The 26740-nt window shown below is 56.3% G+C and carries 25 protein-coding genes; 20 read left to right on the top strand and 5 right to left on the bottom strand.

The genetic code is table 11. The annotated features are described in order from the left end of the window. Positions 1-360 precede the first annotated feature (360 nt). Positions 361-1137: a MipA/OmpV family protein gene (locus tag ACQUTI_RS01525; RefSeq protein WP_122542987.1), complete on the bottom strand. Its 777-nt coding sequence runs from the start codon at positions 1135-1137 to the stop codon at positions 361-363. 124 nt (positions 1138-1261) lie between these two features. Here ACQUTI_RS01525 and ACQUTI_RS01520 point away from each other — a divergent pair, with 124 nt between their 5' ends. The 4 genes from ACQUTI_RS01520 to ACQUTI_RS01505 all read left to right on the top strand — a co-directional run bounded on the left by ACQUTI_RS01520 (position 1262) and on the right by ACQUTI_RS01505 (position 8082). Continuing rightward, positions 1262-1957 carry a response regulator gene (locus ACQUTI_RS01520; RefSeq protein WP_004205879.1) on the top strand — a complete coding sequence of 232 codons (696 nt, stop codon included), beginning with the start codon at positions 1262-1264 and terminating at the stop codon, positions 1955-1957. A gap of 258 nt (positions 1958-2215) precedes the next feature. Then, positions 2216-3364, top strand: a complete 1149-nt coding sequence (locus ACQUTI_RS01515; protein ID WP_060655820.1) for an efflux RND transporter periplasmic adaptor subunit — start codon at positions 2216-2218, stop codon at positions 3362-3364. Beyond that, entirely contained in the window at positions 3361-6435 is a 3075-nt protein-coding gene (locus ACQUTI_RS01510; RefSeq protein WP_138100191.1) for an efflux RND transporter permease subunit, read from the top strand. The genes ACQUTI_RS01515 and ACQUTI_RS01510 overlap by 4 nt, the downstream gene beginning before the upstream one ends. Before the next feature lie 177 nt (positions 6436-6612). Then, on the top strand, positions 6613-8082 hold the full coding sequence (locus ACQUTI_RS01505; RefSeq protein ID WP_004205892.1) for an alpha/beta hydrolase: 1470 nt from the start codon (positions 6613-6615) through the stop codon (positions 8080-8082). Positions 8083-8134: 52 nt separating this feature from the next. Here the strand turns inward: ACQUTI_RS01505 and ACQUTI_RS01500 are convergent, their stop codons facing one another. Together ACQUTI_RS01500 and ACQUTI_RS01495 are read right to left on the bottom strand one after the other, a co-directional pair. Then, positions 8135-9010 carry an NAD(P)-dependent oxidoreductase gene (locus ACQUTI_RS01500; RefSeq protein WP_017900395.1) on the bottom strand — a complete coding sequence of 292 codons (876 nt, stop codon included), beginning with the start codon at positions 9008-9010 and terminating at the stop codon, positions 8135-8137. A gap of 130 nt (positions 9011-9140) precedes the next feature. Next, positions 9141-10025 carry a LysR substrate-binding domain-containing protein gene (locus ACQUTI_RS01495; RefSeq protein WP_122542993.1) on the bottom strand — a complete coding sequence of 295 codons (885 nt, stop codon included), beginning with the start codon at positions 10023-10025 and terminating at the stop codon, positions 9141-9143. A 110-nt stretch (positions 10026-10135) separates the two neighbouring features. Here ACQUTI_RS01495 and ACQUTI_RS01490 point away from each other — a divergent pair, with 110 nt between their 5' ends. Further along, positions 10136-10888, top strand: a complete 753-nt coding sequence (locus tag ACQUTI_RS01490) for a sulfite exporter TauE/SafE family protein (RefSeq protein ID WP_122543052.1) — start codon at positions 10136-10138, stop codon at positions 10886-10888. On the opposite strand, the gene ACQUTI_RS01485 is transcribed toward ACQUTI_RS01490, so the two are convergent. Beyond that, positions 10885-11583 (bottom strand): GntR family transcriptional regulator, encoded by a 699-nt coding sequence (locus ACQUTI_RS01485; RefSeq protein WP_004205898.1) that lies wholly within the window; start codon positions 11581-11583, stop codon positions 10885-10887. The two genes, ACQUTI_RS01490 and ACQUTI_RS01485, sit on opposite strands and share 4 nt — an antisense overlap. Before the next feature lie 267 nt (positions 11584-11850). Here ACQUTI_RS01485 and ACQUTI_RS01480 point away from each other — a divergent pair, with 267 nt between their 5' ends. The 7 genes from ACQUTI_RS01480 (at position 11851) to ACQUTI_RS01450 (ending at position 19312) form a co-directional block, all read left to right on the top strand. Then, entirely contained in the window at positions 11851-13389 is a 1539-nt protein-coding gene (locus ACQUTI_RS01480) for a PTS transporter subunit EIIC (RefSeq protein ID WP_122542996.1), read from the top strand. Positions 13390-13400: 11 nt separating this feature from the next. After that, the gene (locus ACQUTI_RS01475; RefSeq protein ID WP_032456040.1) at positions 13401-14729 is read left to right on the top strand and encodes a 6-phospho-alpha-glucosidase; all 1329 of its coding nucleotides are present in this window, start codon (positions 13401-13403) and stop codon (positions 14727-14729) included. A gap of 741 nt (positions 14730-15470) precedes the next feature. Next, positions 15471-16916, top strand: coding sequence for a sugar porter family MFS transporter (locus tag ACQUTI_RS01470; RefSeq protein WP_017900389.1), 1446 nt, complete (start codon positions 15471-15473; stop codon positions 16914-16916). Continuing rightward, positions 16906-17349 (top strand): PTS sugar transporter subunit IIA, encoded by a 444-nt coding sequence (locus ACQUTI_RS01465; protein WP_004205906.1) that lies wholly within the window; start codon positions 16906-16908, stop codon positions 17347-17349. Before ACQUTI_RS01470 ends, ACQUTI_RS01465 begins: the two co-directional genes overlap by 11 nt. Before the next feature lie 432 nt (positions 17350-17781). Continuing rightward, positions 17782-18033 carry a hypothetical protein gene (locus ACQUTI_RS01460; protein WP_004205908.1) on the top strand — a complete coding sequence of 84 codons (252 nt, stop codon included), beginning with the start codon at positions 17782-17784 and terminating at the stop codon, positions 18031-18033. A gap of 12 nt (positions 18034-18045) precedes the next feature. Continuing rightward, the gene (locus ACQUTI_RS01455) at positions 18046-18186 is read left to right on the top strand and encodes a hypothetical protein (protein ID WP_004205909.1); all 141 of its coding nucleotides are present in this window, start codon (positions 18046-18048) and stop codon (positions 18184-18186) included. Positions 18187-18373: 187 nt separating this feature from the next. Continuing rightward, on the top strand, positions 18374-19312 hold the full coding sequence (locus ACQUTI_RS01450; RefSeq protein WP_108432960.1) for an alpha/beta hydrolase: 939 nt from the start codon (positions 18374-18376) through the stop codon (positions 19310-19312). A gap of 33 nt (positions 19313-19345) precedes the next feature. Here ACQUTI_RS01450 and ACQUTI_RS01445 read toward each other — a convergent pair whose 3' ends face one another. Then, a complete protein-coding gene (locus ACQUTI_RS01445; RefSeq protein WP_049092386.1) occupies positions 19346-21001 on the bottom strand; it encodes a putative bifunctional diguanylate cyclase/phosphodiesterase in 1656 nt (551 codons plus the stop codon). A 296-nt stretch (positions 21002-21297) separates the two neighbouring features. Between ACQUTI_RS01445 and ACQUTI_RS01440 the strand changes: the two genes are divergently transcribed. The 8 genes from ACQUTI_RS01440 to ACQUTI_RS01405 all read left to right on the top strand — a co-directional run bounded on the left by ACQUTI_RS01440 (position 21298) and on the right by ACQUTI_RS01405 (position 26738). Further along, positions 21298-21546: a hypothetical protein gene (locus ACQUTI_RS01440; protein ID WP_004205912.1), complete on the top strand. Its 249-nt coding sequence runs from the start codon at positions 21298-21300 to the stop codon at positions 21544-21546. A 290-nt stretch (positions 21547-21836) separates the two neighbouring features. Beyond that, positions 21837-22055, top strand: coding sequence for a ParD-like family protein (locus ACQUTI_RS01435; protein ID WP_002904808.1), 219 nt, complete (start codon positions 21837-21839; stop codon positions 22053-22055). Next, positions 22036-22818: a type I methionyl aminopeptidase gene (map, locus tag ACQUTI_RS01430; RefSeq protein WP_122542998.1), complete on the top strand. Its 783-nt coding sequence runs from the start codon at positions 22036-22038 to the stop codon at positions 22816-22818. Before ACQUTI_RS01435 ends, map begins: the two co-directional genes overlap by 20 nt. 268 nt (positions 22819-23086) lie before the next feature. Next, positions 23087-24202, top strand: coding sequence for a serine hydrolase domain-containing protein (locus ACQUTI_RS01425; RefSeq protein ID WP_049115414.1), 1116 nt, complete (start codon positions 23087-23089; stop codon positions 24200-24202). Next, a complete protein-coding gene (locus tag ACQUTI_RS01420; RefSeq protein WP_004205915.1) occupies positions 24189-24533 on the top strand; it encodes a hypothetical protein in 345 nt (114 codons plus the stop codon). The genes ACQUTI_RS01425 and ACQUTI_RS01420 overlap by 14 nt, the downstream gene beginning before the upstream one ends. 28 nt (positions 24534-24561) lie before the next feature. Next, positions 24562-25095 carry a DUF2975 domain-containing protein gene (locus tag ACQUTI_RS01415; protein WP_004205916.1) on the top strand — a complete coding sequence of 178 codons (534 nt, stop codon included), beginning with the start codon at positions 24562-24564 and terminating at the stop codon, positions 25093-25095. A gap of 2 nt (positions 25096-25097) precedes the next feature. Beyond that, a complete protein-coding gene (locus tag ACQUTI_RS01410; protein WP_004205917.1) occupies positions 25098-25304 on the top strand; it encodes a helix-turn-helix domain-containing protein in 207 nt (68 codons plus the stop codon). A gap of 141 nt (positions 25305-25445) precedes the next feature. Beyond that, on the top strand, positions 25446-26738 hold the full coding sequence (locus ACQUTI_RS01405; protein WP_023318214.1) for a glycoside hydrolase family 10 protein: 1293 nt from the start codon (positions 25446-25448) through the stop codon (positions 26736-26738). Positions 26739-26740: the final 2 nt, after the last annotated feature.

Genomic DNA, 26740 nt, shown 5'->3' with positions numbered 1-26740 from the left:
TACAACTCTACCCCATGAAATTCATAGGCTCCATCTTGTCCTCCACCGGCTGCTTACTCGTTTGTATATGACTCGCGCTGTTTTCACTCACGGTACTCTGATGCCGACCGTGCACCACGTGTCCAACAACTTCCCGCGGACCAGCTATGGCGTTTTTCATAAACTCCTCCGGCACGCATATGGCGCGCTCGATCGTCGTTGGGTTCATTAGGCGAACGCACGACGGCGACACGCTGACCGCACCCGGCTTTCCGGCGCGGTTAACATCAGGTCTCGCTTCTGGTTGCGTATCTGCCAGATAATGCTGACTCACTCAATTTTAACCGTTCCCGGCAAACCGCACGCCGCACTTTCTCCGCCCTAAAATGTCCAGGTAACTGCTGCTGTCAGTGCCGCCTCGTTACGTCGTAACACGATCGGGCTTTCATTAGCATGCTCCCCAAGCCAGGTATAGTCAGCACTCAAAACCGTGCCCCAGTGGGCATCAAACTGGTGGCTCCAGACCAGACTGTTGTCTATGCCATAAAATCCCCCCGGTGCTGAATAGCGGCTATAAGCTGAGCGCTGGCTCTGCTGCAAATTCACGCCATACCAGGTATTCAGGTAACGCTTGTCGCCAAACAGGGCCGCCGTTTGAATGGCGAACGTGTCCTGGCCAGTTTGTACGGGAATCAACGTGAAGGATGCCTGGTAGCTTACCCCCTGGCTGTCCGTTAAAGGCAGCGTCGCTTTACCTTCAACACTGAGCCAGGAAAAAGCCTGCCAGCCGACGGCAAGAGCTGTATTCAGGGAAACATCAATATCTCCCATCCCTTTCAAATTATTTGCCCCTGCCCGCCAGCTGGCGTTTTTATCCGTCCTTCCCAGATCGTATCCCAGCGTATGTTCGAAGTACCAGCCGCTGGCGTTCTGCAGGTCATACCCTACCCCTTTCTGCGAATCAATAAAGAAAGCGCCGTTACGACCCTGCAATACAGGAACCACCTGCCATACCTGCTTGTCTGAACCTGAATATCGCGGAGCGTAGCGCCCCCCCAGCCCGATAGTGAAAGAGCCGTCATCATTTGCCTGTACACAGGATGTGATGGCCGTCAAAAGCGGTACGGTCATATACAGGGCTTTTTTTATCGCTATCATACTGTTCTCCTCACGGATGCTGGTTTCTCCTGAGGCAGGAGCTGCCACAAAATGTTGGCGCAGTATGCTTTGGCAAAATCAATGAATCGTCGGGATAGTGTTAAGAAACGGTCAAGGTGAATGGATGTTGTCCAGAAGAGTGCTGATTATTGAAGATGACGCCGATGCGGCTGGCGTGCTCGAAGCCTATTTACGCCGTGAAAATTACGATGTCGTCATTACCGGAGATGGGCTGTCCGGGCTGGATATGGCGCACCGGTGGAAACCCGATCTGATCCTGCTGGATGTGATGCTTCCGGGGCTTAACGGCACCGAAGTCCTGGCTGGCCTGCGTCGCAAAAATGATGTTCCGGTGATCATGGTCACCGCCATGGGCGATACTCCCGATCGTATTGGCGCCTTGCGCTATGGCGCCGATGATTATATTGTTAAACCTTACCATCCGGGAGAAGTTGTTGCTCGGGTACAGGCGGTACTGCGCCGTAGCAATAAAAAAGAAACAAAGGAAGAGATCCTTCGCTGGCAATCACTTGAAGTGGATGTCACGGCCATCGTGGCGAGTATTGTCGACGGGAACAACACACCGCGGACGTTAGACCTCACCCCAACCGAATTTTCGCTACTGACTACGCTTATGCGCTCTCCTTCACGACCTTTTTCCCGCCAGCATTTACTGGAGCACTGTTTGCCGGAAAGTGAAGCCCTGGAGCGCGTGGTGGATACCCATATTTATAACCTGCGTAAAAAACTCGAGGCGGCGGGTATTTCCGGCGTGCTGGTTAACGTTCGCGGCGTAGGCTACCGGTTCAGACAACCATGACAAAAAATCGCTACTCCTCCCTGTGGCGCTGGATTTGCGCACGTATATTAGCGCTGGCCATCGGAACCGTAATTGTCATTTGGAGGCAGTATCAGCGCGTCGTTACCTGAAACCGGCGGACTCGCAGTCACAATTTTGTTACCCTCAACGTCGTCTAAGATGGAAAATAGCCGCTCTTGATAATACCTTGACAAAACGTCGAATCTTTCTCGACTAAGCGCGCATTTAATAACGCCATAACCTTTATGGAGCGGCGTTATGTCAGATGAATTTTTACTCTCCCTCCGCCACAGTCTGCACCATTTGTACGACGTGGCGCGCACCCTTTCCTGGCTGCACTTTCTTCCCCTGACCATTCTTTCGGTGGTGATTTTTCTGTTGCCCGGATGCGGGGACAACCATGGTAATAAGACTGTTCCTGTTCGAACGGTACGCTACGTTGTCGTTGGCTCAGCGCAAACCCTTCCCGCCCTGGAAAGAACCGGAGAGATCCATGCGCACGATGAAACGATTCTTAGCTTTCGCACCGGCGGCCGGATAGTGACGCGTAGCGTCGATATTGGCGACCGGGTGAATGCAGGGCAACTGCTGGCCACGCTTGAAAATACAACCAGTCAGAATCAGCTCGATGGCGCACAGGCTGACTATGAAGGAGCCAAAGCCTCTGCTCAGGTTGCTGCACTTAACGTCAGCCGAATGCAAAAGCTTATGCCAACTGGCGCGATTGCCCGCACGCAGCTCGATAACGCCCGCGCGGACTGGCTTGTCGCCCGCGCGCGTTTAAAAAACAGCGAGTCCGCGTTACGTAATGCCCGGGAAAATCTTGGCTGGACGCGTCTGATTGCGCCGCAAAGCGGCATGATCACCGAAGTAAGCGCCTCTGCGGGTCAGGTTGTCACTGGGGGGCAGTCGGTGTTGACGCTGGCGACCGGCGAAGCCCGCGATGTGGTGTTTGATATCGCGAAACCCGATGCGATCCCGCCACAGGAACAGGCTGGCTTGCGAGTGTCCCTCCTCAGCGACCCGTCGGTGCAAGCGTCCGCCGCGCTAAGAGATATCAGCCCGCAGGCCGATCCTCAGACCCGCACATGGCGCGTCAGGGCTACTCTGCAAAACCCGCCGCTGGCAATGGCGTTGGGCGCCAGCGTCACCGTCACGTTACCCGCAACCGGCCCGCATGGATACGCCCTTCCCGCTTCAGCGCTGAGCCGCGTCGGCGACAAACCGGCAGTTTATGTAATTAATCCGCAGTCGCAGGCACAGCTTCGCGTGGTGGTGCCAGCATACTATACCGCCACCTCGGTCATTATCTCCGGCGGCCTTGAACCAGGCGACCGGGTAATTACCGCCGGCGTGAGTAAATTACGCTCCGGCGAGCCGGTGATTGCCGGGGAGTGCGAATCATGAAACCAGTATTGAATGAGAAAGTTAACCTCTCCGCCTGGGCGCTAAATAATCAACAGATGGTCAGTTTTTTCATGCTACTGATCATTGCTATGGGCGCGTTCTGTTATGAGAAGCTGCCACGTAATGAAGATCCGGCGTTTACGATTAAAACGGCTGTCGTTTCCGCGCAATGGCCCGGGGCATCCGTAACGGATACCACCCGACTGCTGACCGATACGCTGGAAAAAAAGCTGCAGGAAACCCCCTGGCTTGATTATCTCGAAAGTGAATCCCGTGCCGGGAGAACCGTTATTTATGTCAATCTTCGTGACGATACCCCGCCGGAAAAGGTGCCGGATATCTGGTATCAGGTACGCAAGAAAATGCAGGACATTGCCCCGTCGTTGCCAGAAGGCGTTCAGGGCCCCGCCGTCGACGACGAGTTTGATGACACGTTCGGTACGATTTATGGCTTTATACCTGAGGGCTATACCCTGCGGGAGGTCCGGGACCAAGTTGAGACCATTCGCCGGGAACTCATGTCGTTACCGGATATCGGAAAAACCACTCTGCTGGGTGAGCAGCAGGAACAGATAGTCCTCTCTTTTTCTCCAGCGCGTCTGGCAGGTATGGGGCTGAACATCCAGCAGGTAGCGGATGCCCTCAGAGCACAAAATGCGGTTGTCCCGGCAGGTATAATCCGCACCGGACAGGAAAATATGGCGATAAAGGTCAGCGGGGAGCTGACATCTGAAGCGAGCTTACGTGCCGTCACGCTGCATATTAACAATCGTTACCTTCCTCTGACGGATATTGCCACCGTTAGCCGGGAAAACGGCGAGCCTCCCCAACCGGTTTATCGGGTCAACGGCAAACCCGCCATCGGGCTGGCTATCTCGATGGCGCCGACGGGTAATATGCTGCGTTTCGGCGCCGCACTGAATGCAAAAATGCATGCCATCAGCGTCACGCTGCCGCACGGTATTGAGATGGTCAAGGTTGCCGATCAATCAGCGGTGGTCAGCGACGCCGTAAGCGGGTTTATCCGGGTGCTTATCGAAGCCGTGGCGATCGTCCTGGCCGTTTCGTTTGTCTCACTGGGTTTACGAGCTGGACTGGTCGTGGCTGCGGCCATCCCCCTGGTTCTGGCCATGACCTTTACGGGAATGATGCTGGCAGGAATAGGTCTGCAGCGTATTTCTCTCGGCGCATTGATTATCGCGCTGGGCCTGCTGGTCGATGACGCCATGATCACCGTGGAAACCATGGTCTCTGGTCTGGAAGCCGGGGATTCCCGCCGGCAGGCGGCTACCCGGGCTTTTAAAACGACCGCATTTCCGATGCTGACGGGCACCCTTGTGATGATTGCCGGGTTTATTCCCGTGGGATTTGCTGCGTCCAGCGCTGGTGAATATTGCTTTTCCCTGTTTGCCGTGGTGCTCATCGCCCTGCTGTGCTCATGGGTTGTCGCGATCCTGTTTTCACCGTTAACCGGCACGTGGCTGTTATCTGACAACATCAGACAGAGGGCGAAAGGTCCTGGATGGATGGCCCGCGGATACCAGTGGCTACTGCGCAAGGCGTTGCGTCACCGCTTCGCCACCGTGTGTATTGCCCTCATTGTGCTTGGTCTGTCCGTATACGGAACAACCTTTATGCAGGGGGAGTTTTTCCCCGCCTCCGACAGGCCAGAATTGCTGGTAAGCCTGACGCTACCGGCAAATGCCTCGCAGTCGGAAGCGCAAAATAGGGTTGAAAAGCTGGAGAAGGCCCTGGCAGGCAACCGCAACGTTGAGCGCTTTTCGACATACGTTGGGTCGGGAGCGATCCGTTTTTACCTGCCTATGGATGTGCTTCTGGCAAATGAAAATATCGCCCAGATGGTGGTGGTGGCTAAAGATCTTAAAGCGCGGGATCGTCTTCATCGACAGTTAAACAGGATACTGGCTACGCGCTTTAGCGACATCATCACGCGCGTATCGCCCCTGGAACTTGGGCCCCCGGTCGGGTGGCCAGTCAAATACCGGGTGAGTGGGCCTGACTATCTGAAGGTCAGGTCGATCGCGAATCGCCTGAGTGATGTCATTGGTCGGTCTCCCTCTTCCCGCGAGGTTAATCAGACGGCAGGCGAGCCGGAGAGAGTCATGACCCTCAAGGTCAATCAGACCGCCGCCCGGGCTGCGGGTGTGTCGTCAGAAAGTCTGGCCCGGATGCTCAATACCGTCTGGTCCGGCAGTATAGTCACGTCGGTTCGCGAAAATGACCGCCTTGTCGATGTAGTGCTCCGGGCCAGGGACAATGAGCGTCTTAACCTCGCCACCTTCTCTTCGCTGACTATTCAGGGGAATGACGGTAAACAAATCCCCCTCAGCGCCTTTGCCACACCAGTCTGGGGCGTGGATGATCCGGTGATCTGGCGTCGACAGCGTTTGCCTTTCATCACCGTGCAAACTGACCTCGCACCGGGACTTCGCGCCGAAGCAGTATCCGCAGCGTTGCGACCAGCGGTAGACAGGTTGCGCGCGGAACTGCCTGAAGGCTACAGCATTGAAGAAGGAGGCGCGGTTGCTGAATCGGAAAAAGGTAATAGTTCGGTCTATGCGGTTCTGCCGGTGACAATGGTCATCATGCTCTTGCTGTTGATGCTCCAGTTGCGCAACTATTCCCGTATGGCGTTGGCTATACTGATGGCCCCGTTTGGTTTACCGGGTATCGTACTGGCTATGTTACCTGGCGGAACACCGATGGGATTTGTCGCTCTGCTTGGCGTGATTGCGCTCGCTGGCATGATCATTCGTAACGCCGTCATACTAATTAGCGAGGTTGACAGCAATCTTGCTCAGGGGATGGCAAGCGATGCCGCCATTATTGCGGCCGCAGAGCATCGTGCGCGCCCCATCTGCCTGACTGCCTGTGCCGCCATTCTGGGGATGATCCCCATCTCCCATCAGGTATTCTGGGGACCGATGGCCTATGCGATTATTGGGGGGCTACTGATTGCCACGCTGGTTACACTGACCGTTTTACCTGCATCGTTAAGCCTGTTGTTACACCTGAGAATGACGTCCTCAGGCGAGACTTGTGAAAAATGAGTGGCGTGCCGTCGTATCCTCGTCTCAGGGGGTTGCCAGGTTATTCGCTGCAAGTCAAAGAACTTGCTCACCTGCTGCTGCAACGCTTGGGTAACAGGAAACCTAATAAAAAGTCAATCTCCCTGACCATGTTTATTTATACTCAGAAAACATGTCATTAAGAAAGGAAGCTACGCATTGAAATGGCTAACCTGGTTAAAACGTATCGTGTTGTCCCTGCTGCTGTTGATCGTTGGCGCTCTGGGACTACGCCTTTATGACATTCAGCGCGGGCCCGATCTGCAGCTCTGGCATACCTGGGTTCCGCATGAGATGGACGCGGATGAAATCGACAATGCTGACTGGAACGATTACATCAAAAAAGAGAATGCGCTCTTCAGTGAGGTAAAACGCCAGGTTACCGATAAGCTGGACGCTGAGCAGCAAACCGAACTGAATCGTTACTACAGCCACAGCCCCATCTATCCGGACTCGTTTCCCACCAACTGGAATCGGTCATACATCATGATGCCGGATGGTAAACCGCAAGGTGCCGTGGTGTTGCTGCATGGCCTGACGGATACGCCCTACAGCCTGCGGCATATCGCCGAAAATTACCGCCAACAGGGTTATGTCGCCATCGGTATCAGATTACCGGGCCATGGGACGGTTCCCGCCGGGCTGACCGACGTGGACTGGCAGGACTGGCTGGCCGCCACGCGCCTGGCGGTGAGAGAAGCGAAACGACTGACGGGTAAAGATGCGCCCCTGCATATCGTCGGATTTTCCAACGGCGGCGCGCTGGCAATGAAGTATTCGCTGGACGCGCTGGATAATGCCGAACTGGCAAAACCCCAGCGGGTGATCCTGATTTCTCCGATGATCGGCATTACCAGCTTCGCGCGTTTTTCCGGCCTCGCGGGCTGGCCCGCGTTTCTCCCCGCCTTCTCGAAAGCCGCATGGTTAAACATCATGCCCGAATTTAATCCGTTTAAATATAACTCCTTCCCGACGAACGCCGCCCGGCAGTCCTTCCTGCTGACCAAAGCGCTGCAAAAGCAGATAGTGGCTGACGCGAGGAATCAGAAACTTAACAGCTTACCGCCGGTATTGACCTTTCAGTCCGTCATGGATTCAACGGTCAGTACGCGGGCGATCGTGACGGCGCTGTATAACCGCTTGCCGGATAATGGCAGTGAAATTGTCCTGTTCGATTTAAATCATGCGGTCAGGTTTAATTCATTATTACGCCGGACGTCTTACACCGCGCTGGCGCGGTTGCTGCCCGCAGCGCCGCGAGCTTATCAAACCACGATCATCACTAACGCCAATTCCGCCAGTACAGAGATGGAGATCCGAACAACACCTGCCGGGAAAACAGACACTACGGTGGAGAAGCTACAGGGACTGCATTATTTACCGGACGTGTATTCGCTTTCTCATGTCGCGCTTCCCTTCCCCTTGAGCGATTCGCTGTACGGACGCTATCCCCATCCGCTGAATCAATACGGGATCAGCCTCGGCACGTTTGCAGCTCGCGGCGAGCGTTCTGTGCTGGTAGTGGGCCTGGACTCGCTGATGCGCCAGTCTTCCAATCCGTTTTTTCCCTATATGATCAAGCGCATTGACGAAGGGATCGACACTCGCCCGGCTCTCTCCGGGAAATAACTCTTCTCTGGATAAGTGGCCACCACGGCCACTTTTTCCTGAGGATGCGGTACTACGCTTTCGCCGACGTCGACAGCCACTGATATATCGAGGACAAATCCTGCCCGGCATATCCTGCGTCCGCCGCCTGCTGCCACAGTTCGGCGATGTTATCCAGCCCCGGCATGGTGTGCGGCTCGGCCAGGGAAAGCGCCAGCCGGGCATCTTTCAGCGCATGCGCCAGCTGCATCTGCGGCACGAATTGCTCATTGGCGATGGCGTCCAGTTTGACTTTGACATACGGTGCGGCCAGCGGGCCGCCTTCCAGGGCGCTCCACAGCTGGTCGGGAGTAAAGCCCAGCGTCTTCGCCAGCTGAGCGCTTTCCGCGATGCCCTGCATCATCGAAATCAGCCAGGCATTGAGGACCAGCTTCATTTTCTGGCTGTTGCCCGCCTCACCAAACCACTGCGTCCCACGTGAGATAGCGGCAAATATCTGCTCCGCCGCGCCACATTTTTCACGCTCCCCGCTGGCGAGCACCAGGATCTGCGCCTTCTCCGCCGGGGCTTTGGTCCCTGAAACCGGAGCATCGACGAAGGTCATCGCCGGCTGAAGCTCCCGCAGCAAGGCGATAGCCTGCTGGGTCTCCGGCAGGCCAATGGTGCCCATCTGGCAATAGATCGCCTGCGGCTGACAGGCAGGCGCAATTTGCGCCAGTACCTCCAGGGTAGCCTGACCGTCGGCGAGCATACTGATGATCACCTCAGCATCGGCCACCGCCTGCTGCGGCGTGGCGTGCAGAGATAATCCCTGCGCCTGTAAATCCTCGCCGCGCGCTGGCGAACGGTTCCAGCCCGCGACGGTAAAGCCCTTCTTCAGTAGATTGCTGGCAAAAGCGTGTCCCATGGCGCCGAGTCCCAGCACCGCGACCTTTGGTAATGTACTCATCTTGTCTGTCCTGATTCGCGTATTAATAAATGGCGGACGTCTACTATCGCATCTCTGGCACGGAAGTCAGTAGCAATAACCGCCATAAAAAGTGACACTGTCACTACGTCATGGCCATGTTTATAGCGGCTCAGGGCTGGCGGAGCCACTCCAGCAAGCGGCGCATTGCTGGCGACAGGCGGTCGTCATCCTGATAGCACAGGCACAGCCGACGCAGCGCCCAGCGATCCTGCAATGTGATAACGGTGAACCGGTAGCGCAGCTGGTAGCGTTCGGCAATAACCCGCGGCAGGATCGCCCCGCCGGCACCGTGAGCCACCATCTCGCAAAGCCCTTCAAAATGGCTCATCCTGATGCGGACGTTCAGCGCCTGGCCGAGCCCGGCGGCCTGCTCTTCGATATGCTGCTGCAGTGCGCTGGTCTGATAGAGCGCGACCAGCGGCTCATGGATAATCGTCGCGAAAGCCACTTCGGCGGTTTCACGCAAGGCATGGGCCGGCGGCACGATCAGCACCAGGGGATCCTCCGCGACGGGCTCCAGACGCAACGGCCCGGGATCGACCGCATCGGACACCACCCCGGCCTGCGCTAAGCCCGCCAGAATGCTGCTGACAATATCCGCGCTGGTGCGCTCTTCGGTGTCGATCTGTATCCCAGGATGCGCAGCCATCCACGCGGCGAGTTTGCCCGGCAGAAAAGCCGACAGCGCCGAGGTATTAGCGAACAGGCGCAGCGTTCCCTGCTGACCGCGGGCGAAGGCGTGCATCGCCTGGCGCAGACGCCGCTGCTGCTCTAACAACGGACGAGCATGGCGCGCCAGCACCTCCCCGGCCTCGGTCGTTGTCACTCCCCGGGCATGACGGTGCAGCAGCGGCACACCGACCTCCGCCTCCATTTTGCGCAGCCTTTCGCTGGCGGAGGCCAGCGCCAGATGGGCCGCCGCCGCCCCGCCGGTAATGCTGCCGCTATCCACGATGGCGATAAACAGCCGCAGATCGGCGAGATCCAGTCGCATAACGCCCTCCTTCCCTTCGGTTTTACCGTAGCCTGTGGGCAACATACCGCATTGTCCCTCCCGCGACCAGCTGTTTCAATGCCCTTCTCTGAGCCGATAAGTGAGCCATGATGTTTGATCTCCACACTCTCTTTTTACTGCTGATCTTTATCGCCGCCGGCCTGGTCAAAGGGGTGACCGGTATGGGGCTGCCCACCGTGGCGATGGGCCTGCTTGGCCTGCTGATGCCGCCACCGGCCGCGGCGGCCCTGCTGGTGCTCCCCTCGCTGTTGACCAATCTCTGGCAGCTGCTGGCAGGCCCGGCGCTGGCGCAGATTGCGCGTCGCCTCTGGTTAATGATGACCGGGATGATTATCGGCACGCTGGCGGGCTCGTCACTGCTCATCCACCTTAATCCGCGGTGGTCGGCGCTGGCGCTGGGCGCCGTGCTGATAGCTTATGCCGGATACGCGCTCCGTGGTCCGGCGGTGCAGGTTTCCGCCCGCGTGGAAAAGCGCCTGTCGCCGCTGATGGGCGGACTGACCGGACTGATCACCGGGGCGACCGGGGTATTCGTTATTCCGGCGGTGCCCTGGCTGCAGGCGCTGGGCTTCCGTCGCGACGAACTGGTCCAGGCTCTGGGATTGTCGTTCACCCTTTCCACTCTGGCGATGGCGGCCGGCCTCTCTCTGCACGCTGGCTGGCGCGCAGAATCGCTGCTGCTGTCGGCGCTGGCGCTGGCGCCCGCGCTGCTCGGTATGTGGTTGGGACAGCGGATCCGCTCGCGTCTCAGTCCGCAGCGCTTTCGTCAGGGCTTTCTGTTGTTCCTGCTGGCGCTGGGACTGGAGCTTGTCCTCCGGGGGCTGCTGGCGGAATCATCCTAGCGGCGGGTAATGTGCTTCACATTGTATTTACTGGTGTTCTGGTAGATCTCTGAGAAATCAACGATCGCCCGGTTCTGGGCGTAGCTGACAGACTGCACCCGTAGCAGGAGGCTGTTAGGCGCCACCTGCAGCAGCTCCGCCTGCTCGCGGGTCGCCAGCACCGGGGTATAGCTGCGGTGGCTCTCAATAATGGTGATATGGCACTCTTTTTTGAAATAGTTGAACTTAGACTGCTCAAGGTTACCCACGCTGAGCCACGGAAAAGCGGCGTAGGGAATGTAGCTGTTCTCCACCAGGATCGGGACCTCATCAATCAGCCGCAGCCGCCTGACGTAGTAGACTTTTTCTCCCGGCTGGATCTTTAACTGCTGGGCAATGGCCGGCGGGGCGTCAAGCAAGGTGAACTCAATAACCTTATTGCGGTAGTTGGTGACCCCCACCACCTGCATCTGGTAGTTAAATCCCTCCAGCTCTCCGCCATGATAGTTACTTTTACGCACAATGCAGGTTCCGCTGCCGTGCCGCCGGGCGATCAGCTTTTCCTCCTCGAGTAGCGCCAGCGCTTTGCGCAGCGTCATCACCGAGACCTGCAGCTCAGCAGCCAGCGCTTTTTCGCTGGGCAGCATATCCCCGACGGCGTAGTCGTCGCTGTTGATGCGGGCCTTCAGTTCGGTGGCAATCTTTTTATAAATCACTTTTAGATGTCTCGCTGAGCGGGAGGACGTCAAATGCAATTACAGGTAAAACATTGTATTTATTCATAACATTAAATTTTAACGCGTCATAGCCAACATTAACTCATCTATAAAAATGGCTATATTTATATATCTCTCCTGCAACAATATATATGACTTTCGTCACAGATGGCCTTTTTCCTGCTCGGGATCCCGGTGGTCTGCTCCTAGTCTGATAAGCCTATTGATCAGGTGATGACAGCGGGCGATGAAGACGAGAGGACAACCATGATTGGCGTGAAAAAGCTTCAGGACTTTTCCAAGGCGATGATCGGGCCGGTGCTGTATCTGCCGGCTATCGGCCTGTTGATCGCCCTGTTCAGCATGACCACCAACCGGCTGTGGGTGGATGAAAGTAGCGGGATCTATCTGTTGGGGAAATTCGTCTCCAGCATGCTCTGGGCGCTGATGAACAATCTCGGGTTTCTGTTCTGCCTCGGACTGGCCAGCGGTCTGGCGAAAACCCGCAAAGCCGAAGCCGCTTTCGTGGCGGCCATGACCTGGCTGGTCTATCTGGCGGCGAACAACAGCTGGCTGACCCTGACCCATCGTCTGGCGACCGGAGCCACCAACGCGCAACTGTATGGCAGCGGACAAACCTATATCTTCGGTTTTCAGGTCATCGATATGGGCGTGTTCCTCGGTATTATCCTTGGCTGCGCCGTCGCCTTTGTTCACAATCGCGTGGTTGGCATTGAGTTTCGCGGCGCGCTGTCGATCTACGGCAACAGCAAGCTGGTGCTGATCGTGATGCTGCCGCTGGTGGGCCTGTTTGCTATCGCCACCGTCTATCTCTGGCCGGTGGTGGAGCTGGGTATCTCAGCGCTGACCGGCTTTATGAAATCCTTTGGCGCCATCGGGGTCTTCCTGTACGGCTTTCTCAACCGGTTCCTCATCCCCACCGGGCTGCATCATTTGATCTGGTCGCCGTTCGTCTTTACCTCTATCGGCGATCAGCTGCTGATTGATGGCCAGACCGTCATTGGCGCCAAGCCTATTTTTCTCGCCGAAATCGCCCGTCATCCCGTTGACGCGCTTAGTGATTCCGCCCGGTTTTTGACCTATGGGATGGTGAAGATTTTCGGTACCGCCGGTATGGCGCTCGCTTTCTATCGCACGGCGAAACCGGAGAATAAACAGCGGCTCAAAGTCACGCTGATCCCCTTAATTGTCACCTCCGTGCTGGTGGGGATCACCGAACCTTTTGAGTTTCTCTTCATCTTCACCGCCCCGCTGCTGTGGCTTATCTACTCCCTGCTGGACGGTTTTTTCCAGATGCTGGCCTGGCTGCTTCACGTGCGGGTCTGCGCCACCAACGGTCTTATCGATTTTGTCGTCTATAACCTGCCCGCCGGCGCCAGCGTGACGCGCTGGCCGGTGTTTGTCGCCCTCGGGCTGCTGGAGACCGCCACCATGTACCTGGTCGGCACCTTCTGTATTAACCGCCTGCGAATGCTTACCCCGGGGCGCGAAGCCGCTGCCGATGCGGTGCGTTCCCCACAGACGGATCCGGCAAATGGCGAGTCAGACAAAGGTGCGATGGTGATTGCGGGGTTGGGCGGCAAAGAAAATGTTTGTGCGGTGGAAAACTGTTTTACCCGCCTGCGGGTCGATGTGCGCGACCCCGCACTGATCCAGCAGACGCTGTTAAAAGAGAGCGGCGGGAGCAGCGTGCTGATTAAAGGTAATCATGTTCAGGTGATCTACGGCCTGGGGGTTAACAAAATTCGAACGGCGGTCAACGCCAGTCTGGGTGTAACTGAATAACGAGGTGGTAAATGAAAGATAACTTTGTGGTCACGATTGCCGGCGGCGGTAGTACCTATACGCCGGGGATTGTCATGATGCTGCTGGAAAATATGGCGCGCTTTCCCCTGCGGGAGATCCGTCTGTACGATAACCATCACGAGCGTCAGAAGACCATCGGCGACGCCTGCGCCATTCTGGTGGCGGAACGCTTCCCGCAGGTAAAATTCAGCTATACCACCGATCCGCAGGCGGCCTTCACCGACGTGGATTTTGTGATGGCGCATATTCGCGTTGGCCTGTATGAGATGCGGGAAAAGGATGAAAAAATCCCGCTGAAATATGGCGTGCCGGGTCAGGAAACTTGTGGACCGGGAGGGATCGCCTACGGTATGCGCTCGATTGCCGGCGTGCTGGAGCTGGTCGATTATATGCAGCAGTATGCCCCGGGGGCGTGGATGCTTAACTACTCCAACCCGGCGGCCATCGTCGCGGAAGCGACCCGTCGCCTGCGGCCCGACGCGCGCATCATCAACATCTGCGATATGCCGGTGGCCATCGAGGGGCTGTTTGCCGATATCCTCGGTCTGCCGTCGCGTAAGGCGCTGAACGTCCGCTACTATGGCCTGAATCATTTTGGCTGGTGGACCAGCATCACCGATAAAGCCGGTAACGATCTGATGCCGGCGCTCAAGCGTCACGTGGCGGAGCTGGGTTACAGTAGCCCAAAAGAAGATTTTCAGCATAAAGCGCCGAGCTGGATCGAAACCTTTAAAAAAGTGAAGGATGTGTTTGCCCTCGATCCCCTGACGTTGCCTAACACTTATCTGAAATACTACCTCTATCCTGACTACGAGGTAGCCCACTCTGACCCGGACTTTACGCGGGCCAACGAAGTGATGGCCGGACGTGAAAAAGAGGTCTTCGATATGGCCCGGGAGATCACTCGTCGCGGCACCGCGGAAGGCGCGCATTTCCATGCCGGGGCCCATGCCACCTTCATCGTCGACCTCGCCTGCGCCATCGCCTTTAACACCCAGGAGCGGATGCTGTTGATCGTGGAAAACAACGGGGCGATCGCCAACTTTGACGAGACGGCGATGGTGGAAGTCCCCTGCCTGGTGGGCGTCAACGGCCCGGAACCGCTGGCGATGGGAAAAATCCCTTCGTTCCAGAAAGGACTGATGGAGCAGCAGGTAGCGGTGGAGAAGCTGGTCGTTGACGCCTGGATTGAGAAAAGCTACCAGAAACTGTGGCAGGCCATCACCCTGTCAAAAACGGTGCCCAGCGCCGCGGTGGCGAAAGCGATTCTCGATGAGCTGATCGTCGCCAACGAAGGTTACTGGCCCGCGCTGCACTGATTTTTTGCCACAACCCTGCCGTGAGAGCCCCTCTCGGCAGGGTTATCGCCGGCATCCATCCCGCGATACCTCCTTCCATAGCCTCCCTCAGCGCCAACGCGTCAATGGCCTGCGCGACGCCAGCCAGACTGACATCACAGCATCGCCAGCCACTATTTTCCCTGAACAGAGTAATGAAATATAAATTCTATTCTTCGATATTATGGCGTAAAAATGTGATCTGCGTTGTATTCTTTGAGTTACATTAACCCACTGAAAACAACATCATTATTACTAACTCGCAAATTTAACCCGCATTTCATAGGGATATACTGCCGCATGCCATTGTGATTGGCTTCATGCATTTACCTTCCTGCAACACCAGTTTGAAATTAAATTTTCATAATGTGATCTTGTAGCATGCTCATTCCATTTCTTTGTGCCATATTCTTAGCACGGTAAATCGCCGGAACGACAGCAACGTGCCACACCAGGGCGCTGTCCTGCGGCCAACGTCGGCGCTGCCGACGCACTGAAGACCGCTAACCCGAAAAGGAGAACGGATATCGACGACATCCATGCCAACACCAAGCCGTAAACCTCTTTGACCGCCATTGCTTAGCGTACCCTGCCTTGTGCTGAGCAATTACACAAAGAAGAAAATCATTTAATTCAGTTAGATACGACAACACAGGCGTGATAAATCCTGACTGGGGAGATGTATTTTTATCTTGTGTCGTTCAACAAAATAAAGGGACTACCATGTCATTTATAACAAACCTGAACCAGCAACAGAGAAAACGACTTCATCAGATCACCTTAGTGGCCACCTTCGGCGGCCTGCTTTTCGGTTACGACACCGGCGTTATCAACGGCGCCTTTTCCTCACTGAAGCAGTACATGGCGCTGACCCCGACCACCGAAGGGCTGGTAATGAGTGTCCTGCTGATCGGCGCCGCGCTGGGCAGCGTGTTTGGCGGTAAGTTCGCCGACTACTTCGGCCGGCGCAAATACTTGCTCTTCCTCTCCTTTGTTTTTCTTATCGGCGCCCTGCTTTCCGCCGCGGCTCCCGATATCACTACCCTGCTGATTGCCCGCGCCCTGCTGGGCTACGCCGTCGGCGGCGCCTCGGTCACCGCCCCCACCTTTATTTCTGAAGTGGCGCCCACCGAGATGCGCGGTAAGCTGACCGGCCTGAATGAAGTCGCCATCGTTATCGGCCAGCTGGCGGCGTTTGCCATTAACGCGATCATTGGCATCATCTGGGGCCATCTGCCGGACGTCTGGCGCTATATGCTGCTGGTGCAGGCGATCCCCGCTATCTGCCTGTTTGTTGGCATGTGGCGCGCGCCGGAAAGTCCGCGCTGGCTGATTAGCAAAAACCGCCACGAGGAAGCGCTGCATATTCTCAAACAGATCCGCCCGGCGGAACGCGCGCAGAAAGAATTCGACGACATCTCCACCCTGATCAAAATTGAAGCCGGCAATAAGTACAGCACCCAGAACACCTTCACCACTATCCTCAAAACGCCATGGATCCTCAAAATTTTGCTGGTGGGCATTACCTGGGCCGCGCTGCAGCAAACCACCGGGGTGAACGTGATTATGTATTACGGCACGGAAATCCTGAGTGCCGCCGGCTTCTCAGAGCGTACCTCGCTGATCTGTAACGTGCTGAACGGCGTCTTCTCCGTCGGCGGTATGCTGATTGGCGTGCTGTTTCTCGTCGATCGTTTTAAGCGTAAGACGATCATTATCTACGGCTTCGCCATTATGGCCACGCTGCACCTGATTATCGCCGCGGTCGACTACACCCTGGTGGGCGACCTCAAAGCCACCGCTATCTGGCTGCTGGGCGCGCTGTTCGTCGGCGTGATGCAGGGTTCGATGGGCTTTATCACCTGGGTGGTATTAGCCGAGCTGTTCCCGCTGAAATTCCGCGGATTGTCGATGGGGATCTCGGTATTTTTCATGTGGATCATGAACGCGGTGGTCAGCTACCTGTTCCCGCTGCTGCAGGCGAAACTGGGCCTTGGGCCGGTCTTCTTTATCTTCGCGGCCATCAACTATTTGGCGATTCTGTTCGTGGTGTTCGCCCTGCCGGAGACCTCCAATAAATCGCTGGAGCAGTTAGAAGCGGAGCTGTCAGCGAATCATGAGGATAAAAAATCTACTCGTCTCACCAGGGAGGTTGGCTATGATCGATAACATCACGCTGGATAATCTGCACATCGGCTGCAAGGCCAGTAATAAAGCGGAAGTCATCGCCATGATTGGCGCAGAGTGTAAAGCCAAAGGCTATGTCAATCAGGAGTGCGTTCACTTTCTGCTGGAGCGTGAACATCAGGTTTCCACTTTTTTGGGCAATGGCATCACCCTGCCGCATCTGCCGAAATCAGCGACGGATATCATTCTTAAAACCGGGATTGAGATCTATCAGTTTCCTGATGGCGTTATCTGGGATCGCGGCAACGTGATGTTTATAGCCATTGGCGTGATTGCGAAAGAGAAAGAGCATATTGACGTGCTCAAAGAAATAGCCTCGATATTCAGCGATGAGCTGATCGCGAATGCGTTGTCATTAATCTCCGACAAAAATGACTTCCTGAAGATCCTCCAGCATAACGCGCTACCGCGTTAAGTGCGCCACCGGCCGGGGCTCTGCCCCCGGCCATCGCCTTATTTTATTGGTCTCGCAGAAATCAAGCATTACGAAAAATCTAATTTTCTCCGTTATCACGTCACTCACAATAATAACCGGGGAAATTAACGCATATCGAATGGCTATCAACTCTATTTATTATGCGACAGCTCTTATCCAATATAGGAAAATGACCAATAAAAACAGCATGTTAAACATTAAAAGTCTTTGCATTCTTTGCTTTGCTGTTCAGGCCGTGAGTGCCGCGCGCCAGTGATTCCTGCGCTATCCCATTAGTTTTGATTTATATCAATACTGCCTCCAGCGTTAAACTGCATTTTACAGCGCGATTATTTTGGAAAGGTGTATACGACATTGGTTTTACGATTTGGATATTTATTTAGCCGGCCCGCAAGCCTGTGGGGATGGCTGATGTGTAACGCGCTTAATGGTATCGCGATCGTCCTCTGCTTTCGCGGGATAAGCATCGTGACAGGCTATCGTCAGGCGGTCTGGCAGGTCATCATCACGCTGGCTATTATTATATCGACCTGGTATAGCGCTAATTATTTCGCCGCCCTGGAAGCGCGACGCGACAGACGACGCTTTCTGCTGCTGGCCTGGGTGGTGATGACCATTCTACTGAATTTCATTCACCTCAGCGGCGCTGAATACCGTTATTAAAGGAGCATGCCCATGACGCTGGCAATGCTGTTGGTGCTTATCAATCACCATAAAGGTCTGACTATCTTATTGATTGTCATTATTGCGCTGCTGTTTATGGCGCTTACCCCGCTGGTCAAAAAACTGCTTAGCACCCTTCACGATCGGTCCTGACTTTTCTCTCACGGCCGCCGACAGGCGGCCATCTCTCCTCCAGTTAGACTGATTCCGCCACCAGCCTTAGCGGCATGCAGCCTGCTACAGCGCGCATGAAAAGAAATGAGAACCATTATCAATGAAGCTATGCTAACGTGTCAGCCCAGGCAAAACGCCAGATGACAGAAAATGGGGGACAGACGAGGTGAAGCAGGATTCAGGGATCATCACAGCGCGGCAGGCGCACGGATTGCTGACGCTGGCGATAGGCGCCGCGCTCTTCTACAGCAGCGGCAGTTTCGCCCGGCCGGATCTGCAGCCGCTGGGGCCGAATATTGCGGACAAAGGGTCAGCTTTCTATCATTTTACCCAGCGCCAGTACGACTCTGCCGATGGCGAACGCCATTACCGGGTGTGGACCGCGGTGCCGGATAAAGCGCCGCCGGCCGCCGGTTATCCGGTGCTGTATATGCTGGACGGCAACGCGGTGATGGATAAACTCAACGACGCGTTTCTGAAACAGCTCTCCGCTGGTTCCCCGCCGGTCATCGTCGCTATTGGTTACCAGACGGCGCTGCCCTTCGATACCGCCGCCCGGGCCTGGGATTACACTCCGCCGCTTAAGACGCATCAACCTCGCGCCGGAAAATCCGCGCTGCCGCCGCGAAAAACCGGGGGTAATGACCTGTTTCGCCAGCTGCTGAGCGAAACGATGGTTCCGCAAGCAGAAGCTAAGCTGAAAATCGATCCCCGCCAGCGCGCTATTTGGGGTCACTCCTATGGCGGACTGTTTGTACTCGACGCGTGGCGTAAGAGCGACCTGTTCCATATCTTTTATTCCACCAGCCCGTCGCTCGGCCAGGCACTCGAGTCTCCGCTTAAAGACAGCAACAACATCGATGCCGCGGCTTTCGTCGGGAAATCGCTGTATCTGCTGGAGGGGGATGGCAAAGCCCCTGGAGAGCCGTCCGGGCACGTGGCTTCCCTGGCGGTTTTGCGTCAGACCCAACAGCAACTGGCGGACAACGGCTTGCGGGTGGCCTTCTGGCGCTACCCTGGGCTGACCCATGGTCAGATGTTCGAGGTCTCCCTGCGCTCCGCGCTGCTGCACCTTTCCGGGCAGGCAGCGCTTGCGCATCAGTGATGACCTTGCGCCCACCAGCGGACGGCGGGCGATTCAGCGCTGATCGGGCAGGTGTTTAATATCGACCGGCTCGCCGAACAGGAACCCCTGCATTTCGTCACATCCCTCCTCTTCGAGGATCTGCAGTTGTCCTGCGGTTTCCACGCCCTCGGCGATAAGCGGCGTATTGATCGAGTTGCCCAGCGAAATAATGGCCCGCACGAATGAGCGGACCTGGGGATTGCTCTCCACATCCAGCATAAAGCTGCGGTCGAGCTTGATGACGTCGAAATGAAAATCGCGCAGCATGCTCAGGGAGGAGTAGCCGGTGCCGAAATCATCCAGTGCGATACTGATCCCCATCTTTTGCAGATGATGCAGGACGCTGAATGCCAGCTGCTTGTTCACGATAAACGCCGTCTCGGTAACCTCAAACTCCAGCAGGCTGACCGGATAGGCGGTACGCATCAGGATCTCGCGGACTTTTTCGATAAAGCTACGATGACGCAGCTGCACCGGCGAGATATTGACCGAAATTTTTCTGTTGAGACCCTTTTCCAGCGCTTCGTTACACACCTGCTCCAGCACCCAGTAGCCTAACGGCACGATGGCGCCGCTCTCTTCGGCAATGGGAATAAACACGTCCGGCGGAATAGCGCCCAGCTGAGGATGCTGCCAGCGCAACAGCGCTTCATAACCGGTGATGCGACGATCTTTAATATTGCGGATCGCCTGATAGTGAAGCGAAAACTCCCCCGCCTGAATACCGCGGCGGATGTCGGCGGCCATCATATTCCGCTGCCGCGTCTTGTCGTCCATCTCGCGTTCGTACCAGCAAATTTTGTGGTCGAGACTGCTCTTTGCCCGATACATGGCCAGATCGGAATTGCTCAGAACCGTATTAATATCCGTCCCGTCCTCCGGGTAGACGGAGATACCCATGCTGGCGGAAAGGATCACTTCCGTCGCGGCAAACGTCTGCTTACCGCTGAAGCAGTGCCAGAGACGGGCGGCAAAGGCGTCCACCTCGCTTTCATCGGCAAAAGGTTTGACGGCCACAAACTCATCGCCGCCGAAGCGGGCGACCATCTCCTCCTTCTGCAGCGTTTTGAGTACGGCGCCTGCCACGCGCTGCAGCAGTTGATCGCCAATAAGATGGCCCTGCTGATCGTTAATCTCTTTAAACTTATCTAAATCGATGGTGAAAACGGCAAAGCGGCGGGCGTCATTCCCGGTGATTAGCTTTTCCACCCGCTCAAAGAACTCCACCCGATTGGGTAAACCGGTCAGCGCATCGTAACGCGCCATCCACGCGATGCGGTCATTGATCGCCTTCTGTTCGCTGATGTCGCGGGTAATTTTGGCAAAGCCCAGCAGGTTATTTTGCTCATCGCGGATGGCATTGATCATGACATGCGCCCAGAACCGGGAGCCATCTTTACGATACCGCCAGCCTTCGCCTTCGAACTGCCCGCTACGCAGGGCAATTTGCAGATTATTCGCCGGCACCCTGGAGAGTTGTTCGGCTTCGCTATAGAAGAGACCGAAGTAGCGACCGATGATCTCATCGCTCAGGTACCCTTTTGCCCGGCGGGCGCCCTCATTCCAGCTAATGACCGTCCCGTCGGCGCTCAGCATATAGATGGCATAATCTTTAACACTTTCAATAAAGTGGCGATAGGCAATGTCCGTCAGGTGATCGTTACTCATGGTACAGCGCTCTCTGTGGCTCGGTCGTGGCAAAACGCATTAGATATAACAGAATCACGCCCATAATGAATACAAGGTTAAGGTGTTTTATGGTCGCCTTTCCGGCCCGGACAACCGCCGATCGCGCGGCGGACACTCCTGTTAAGCGTAGTGGGCCAGACCATCTTCGGGGGGATAACCTCGGCGATTTTCGCACTTAGGTCGCCCACTAATAGTTACTTTTATTGATTAAAAAGTTTGATTGAAAGAATAAATAAAAAGAGTAATGTTAATAATACTTTCTATGGAGGTTAAATATGTTGCGTGATTATTTAAAAGTGGAAAAAGAAGATCGGTTGGTTGAACAACAGAGTCGTCATGACAATAGTCAGCATTATTCTTCGGTAACTGAATGGGTTATTTTAAGTAAAGATGGCCAGCGTAAAGGCCGGGTATCCCTGTTTGACCGCTTCACCACCCGCCGCTCCTGGAGCGACAGCTTCCGCATTACGCAGTTCGATAATGCGGGTAAAGTGGTGGTGGATAAACTCACTGACGCGCTGTAAATTTCCCGGATTCCCGGCCTGACGGGAGAATATTCATACGCAAAATTAACACCTGCATAAAATATATTGATGCGTCGTCATCATGTTATTTTCATTCCGCATACCAATAACCTAATGGGTAATTTTCGCCATGGTGAGCCGCGCGAATTTTTAACCTGTAAAAATACGGTAAATAAGCCCGCTGGTCGGGCTTTTTTGCATGACGCTCGTCACCCACGCCACAAAATGCCAAGGACATCCCGCGCTGGTTTCTATACGATACATCTACGAATCATATATGGTCTGTTTCTATGGGAATCGTCAAAATCTCCGATCTGCTGCACGATGACATTCGTGATGCCAGCAAAGCCATGTCCCGCTCCGTTAATGCCCAGGCGGAATACTGGATCCGCCTGGGCATGATGAGCGAACTCTACCCCGAGCTTAACCACCAGCAGATCAAACTGCTGATGCTGAAATCCGGCTCTGACCGTCTGCTGGAGGTGATCAATGCCATCAATAATCATTAAAACCGCCGATGAGCTCGCGCGCCAGCGCCATGCCGGCCAGCTGCTGGCATCGGTGTTTGACATGCTGGATACCTTTATCGTCCCCGGCGTGACGACGATGGAAATCAACGATCGAGTGGAAGATTTTATCGTCAACCAGCTGGACGCCCGCCCGGCCAGCAAGGGGCAATACGACTTTCCCTATGTGTTGAACACCTCAATTAACGATGTGGTCTGCCATGGGATCCCGAAGGCGACCGAGCATCTGCGCTCCGGGATGATCGTTAACGTCGATATCACCCTCGAGAAAGCGGGCATGATCGCTGACTCCAGTAAGATATACCTGATAGGCGACGTTTCCCCGCTGGCTCGCCGGCTGGTAAAGACCACCTATGAAGCCATGTGGAAAGGCATTGAGGTGGTGAAACCCGGCGCGACGCTGGGCGACATCGGCCATGCCATTCAGCGCTGGGTCGAGGACCATGGCTACAGCGTGGTCAGAGAATACTGCGGTCACGGCGTCGGTCAGGAAATGCATGAAGAGCCGCAGGTGCTGCACTACGGCAGGCCCGGTGAAGGCGCGGTGCTGCGGGAAGGCATGGTATTCACTATTGAACCGATGGTGAACCAGGGCGACAGTCGTATCAAGACCAAAAAGGATGGCTGGACGGTGGTCACCCGCGATAAAAAACTCTCCGCGCAGTGGGAACACACCGTGGCCGTCACCGCCAACGGATTTGAGGTGCTGACGTTACGCGACGACGAGCAGTCGCGGATCCGCTAAGTTTTCTTCTCCCGGTATATCGGCATAGCCGACATTTCTCGCTGGCGAGTACCGCCCTTCGTCAGCGCACTTTATCCCCTGGCCTCTATTGCCCCCCGCGTTCTCCACACCGCGCCGGGTGTGTCTGCTTTACTCCTCATAAAGTTAATCATAAAACGATAAAAATTTATTGTAAAACGATAAACACCAGGCTAACCTGCGCTCACTTTAACACCAGGGAGAAACGGTATTCCCTCACCTGGATGTCGTACCGCGTTAAGGAGAAAACATGCGCTGGAACCGCTATCGCCGGGACAGACAGATCATTGCCGCCGTGCTGGTTTTTACCGTCATTGTGGCGGCGGGGATCGCCCTGCAGCCCGGCTTTCATCCCCCCAGCTCCCGGACGACGGGGGATAAACAGCTGGTCTCGATATTAACGCCCCTGCTCAATGGCGCCCGCGGACAGGTCGCCGCCGCGCTGATTACCCCTCAGGGGGTGCGTTACGGCCTGTGGGGGAGCGAGTATACGACGCAGTATGAGATCGCCAGCCTGAGCAAAACCATGACCGCCAGCCTGCTGCTGGAGGCTATTCGCCGCGGCGAAGTCACCGCGCAGACGCCGGTGTCGGCGCTGGTCCCGGAGATTGTCAGCCCGGTGCGGAACGTTACCCTGGAGCAACTGGTTTCTCACCGTTCAGGACTGCCACCGCTTACCGCGTCGGTTGGGCAGCGGCTGGCTATTCTGAGCGACATTGCCCGGCGGCAGAATCCCTGGCGCTACGATCGACCCGCGCTGATCGCGATGATGAACCAGGCCACCCTGCAGCCGACGAAATGGTTTGATTATTCCAACGCCGGGTTTGCCCTGCTCGGACTGGCGCTGGAGCGGGCGTCTCATCGCGATTTTGCCACACTGATGGCGCAACGGGTCTTTGCCCCCGCCGGAATGCAGGACGCGGAAGTGGCCCGGCACAATACTCCAGCCTCGCCGACGTTTACCGTGGGCTGGTCAGCCTCTGGTTTCCCTCAGCAGCCATGGGTGATGGACGCCTTCGCCCCCGCCGGCGGCGTACGCGCCACGATTGTCGATATGGCGAAATATGCCCAGGCGCTGCTGGCAGGAAACCTGGCGGGCAGTGAAGGCATGCCCCCCCTGTTCGCCACCGATGATCCCGATTCCCGGGTGGGTTATGCCTGGTTCACTACCCGCGTCCGCGGACGGGAGATCGTCTGGCATGACGGGCAGAGTGGCGGCTTTGCGGCAATGATGGCCTTCGACCGACAGCGACAGACCGCGGTAGTGCTCCTCTCCGATACCGCCTGGCCGGTGATCGGGCCTGCCATCAAGCTCTTACTGGCTGCCACCCCTGATGAACAGGAGGCGCGTAATGAACGGAATTGACATCCTCTGGGCGCTGTTAACGCTGTTGTCGGTGATCCTGTTTATTTCCGGCGACTGGCTGGCGCAGCGAAAAATACGCCTGCTCAATTATGTTTTGCTGGTGACCGGGGTTATTTATCTCGCCGAGGTTTTCCAGACCCTGCAGAATCTCGGCAAAATGGGCTACCTGTTTCGGATGCTGACCTGGACCATCCAGGCATCGTTCATCACCCTCAGCCTCTACCGCGTCTGGACCCGTCCGTGGTTTGCCAGCCGTCGACGCGGCGTCCGGGCGATGAGCGTTGTCTTCGCCGTGGCCCTTATGTCATGCTTGACGCGGCTGGTGCTTTAATTATTCTCATCAATCAGGAAGGTAAATTGTGAAGCAATCCAGAACCCGGCTGAGTCTGGCTATTATTAGCGGCATACTGCCCCTCTTTTTTATGCTCGCCCTGATCGTGCCGCTGTGGATTTTCTTTACCGGCGAACGATATTTTCTTTCCACCCTGCTGCACTTTGCTGAAGTGCCGTTAACCGACAACCCGGCCCAGGCGCCGGGGATGGCGAGACGTTTGTTGCTGCTGGCCCTGCTGTATCTTCCGGCCGGGCTGTTCGCGTTCGCTATCTGGCAGGGCATGAAGGTAACCCGTAGCGTCCGCCAGCGCAGCGTGCTCAGCCTCTCCCTGGCGCACAGCGTTCGTTACATCGCTCTGGCCATGGTGGGGATGGGGATCTTACTGCCGGTCTGCCGCTTTCTCATCCCGCTGCTCGCCTGGTGGCCGCAGCCTTATTACCAGGTGGTGTTTCTGCTCAGCGACGGGGTGCTGCTGCTGACAGGAAGCTTGCTGTTTGTGACATTTCACGCCATGCTCCACGGGATCCGTGCGGAAGAAGAGAATAAGGAGTTTATTTAACGATGGCTGTGGTGGTGAATCTGGACAAACTGCTGGTGGAAAAAAAGATGACGTCCAGGGCGCTGGCGGCCTTTGTAGGCATTACCGAACAGAACCTGTCGCTGCTCAAGTCAGGTAAAGTCAAAGGCATCCGCTTTGATACCCTGTCGCGCATCTGCGAGGCGCTCGAGTGTCAGCCTGGCGATATTCTGGCGTGGGAGCCCGACTGACCTCTCCCACCTGATGTCAACAGTCCAATCAAGGAATTGCTCTGGCCGGCGAATCGTAAGAGAATAGCGCCTACACGCGACGATCTGATTACACGGGAGTTCATCATCAGCCATTCTCGTCGATTCCCCCTAGCCAGCAAAGTGGCGCTGGCAGGCGCGGCGCTCATCGCCGCCGGCATGCTGTTCAGCTGCACCAGTAAGGCCCCCAAATCCCTCGTCACGCCGCCGAAGAGCGCGGCCGTTAAAGCCGGTCAGACGCACCGGGAGCCGGTACGCGGCGTCTGGCTGACCACCGTCTCGCGCCTTGACTGGCCGCCGGTCGGGTCAATTATCGCCAGTACGCCGGAAAGCCGCATCACCCAGCAGAAGCTGGCGCTGATCGCCAAACTCGATAATCTGCAGCGCCTGGGGATCAACACCGTCTTTTTCCAGGTGAAACCGGACGGTACGGCGCTCTGGCGGTCGGATATTCTGCCGTGGTCCGATATGCTGACCGGCAAAATCGGCGAATACCCCGGCTACGATCCGCTGCAGTTTATGCTGGATGAAGCGCACAAGCGCGGCATGAAGGTCCACGCATGGTTTAACCCTTACCGCGTCTCGGTCAACACCAAACCGTCGACGATTGCCGAGCTGAACAACACCCTCACTCAGGTGCCGGCCAGCGTGTTCGTCCTGCACCGTAACTGGATCCGCACCGCCAGCGATCGCTTTGTTCTCGACCCGGGTATTCCCGAAGCGCGTGACTGGATCACCAGCATTGTCGCTGAAGTGGTGCAGAACTACCCGATTGACGGCGTGCAGTTCGATGACTATTTCTACACCGAAACCGCTTCTTCCCCGCTTAACGACAACGAGACCTTCCGTCGTTACGGGCAGGGCTATGCCTCGAAGGGCGACTGGCGGCGGCATAACACTCAGCAGCTTATTGCCCAGGTCTCCGCGACCATTAAAAAACTCAATCCGAACGTCGAGTTTGGCGTGAGCCCGGCCGGGGTGTGGCGCAACCGCTCCCACGATCCGGCGGGGTCTGATACCCGTGGCGCGGCCGCCTATGATGAATCCTATGCCGATACCCGCAGCTGGGTGCAGCAGGGGCTGCTCGACTACATCGCCCCGCAGATTTACTGGCCGTTTGCCCGCGATGCGGCGCGCTACGATGTGCTGGCCAACTGGTGGGCCGAGGTGGTCAAGCCGACGCATACCCGGCTGTATATCGGCGTGGCCCTGTACAAGGTGGGTGAACCGTCCAAAAATGAGCCTGACTGGACGGTGGATGGCGGCGTGCCGGAGCTGAAAAAACAGCTCGACCTCAATGAGTCCCTGCCGCAGATCCAGGGCACCATCCTGTTCCGCGAAAACAACCTCAATCAGCCGCAGACCCGCCAGGCGGTTAACTACCTGCGCAGCCGCTGGGGGCCGCCGCAGAGCTAACC

It is taken from the genome of Klebsiella sp. 7-CIP_Kleb., from assembly GCF_050378655.1.
Taxonomy (GTDB): domain Bacteria; phylum Pseudomonadota; class Gammaproteobacteria; order Enterobacterales; family Enterobacteriaceae; genus Klebsiella; species Klebsiella quasipneumoniae.
This window is presented reverse-complemented; position numbering and strand designations above follow the sequence as displayed.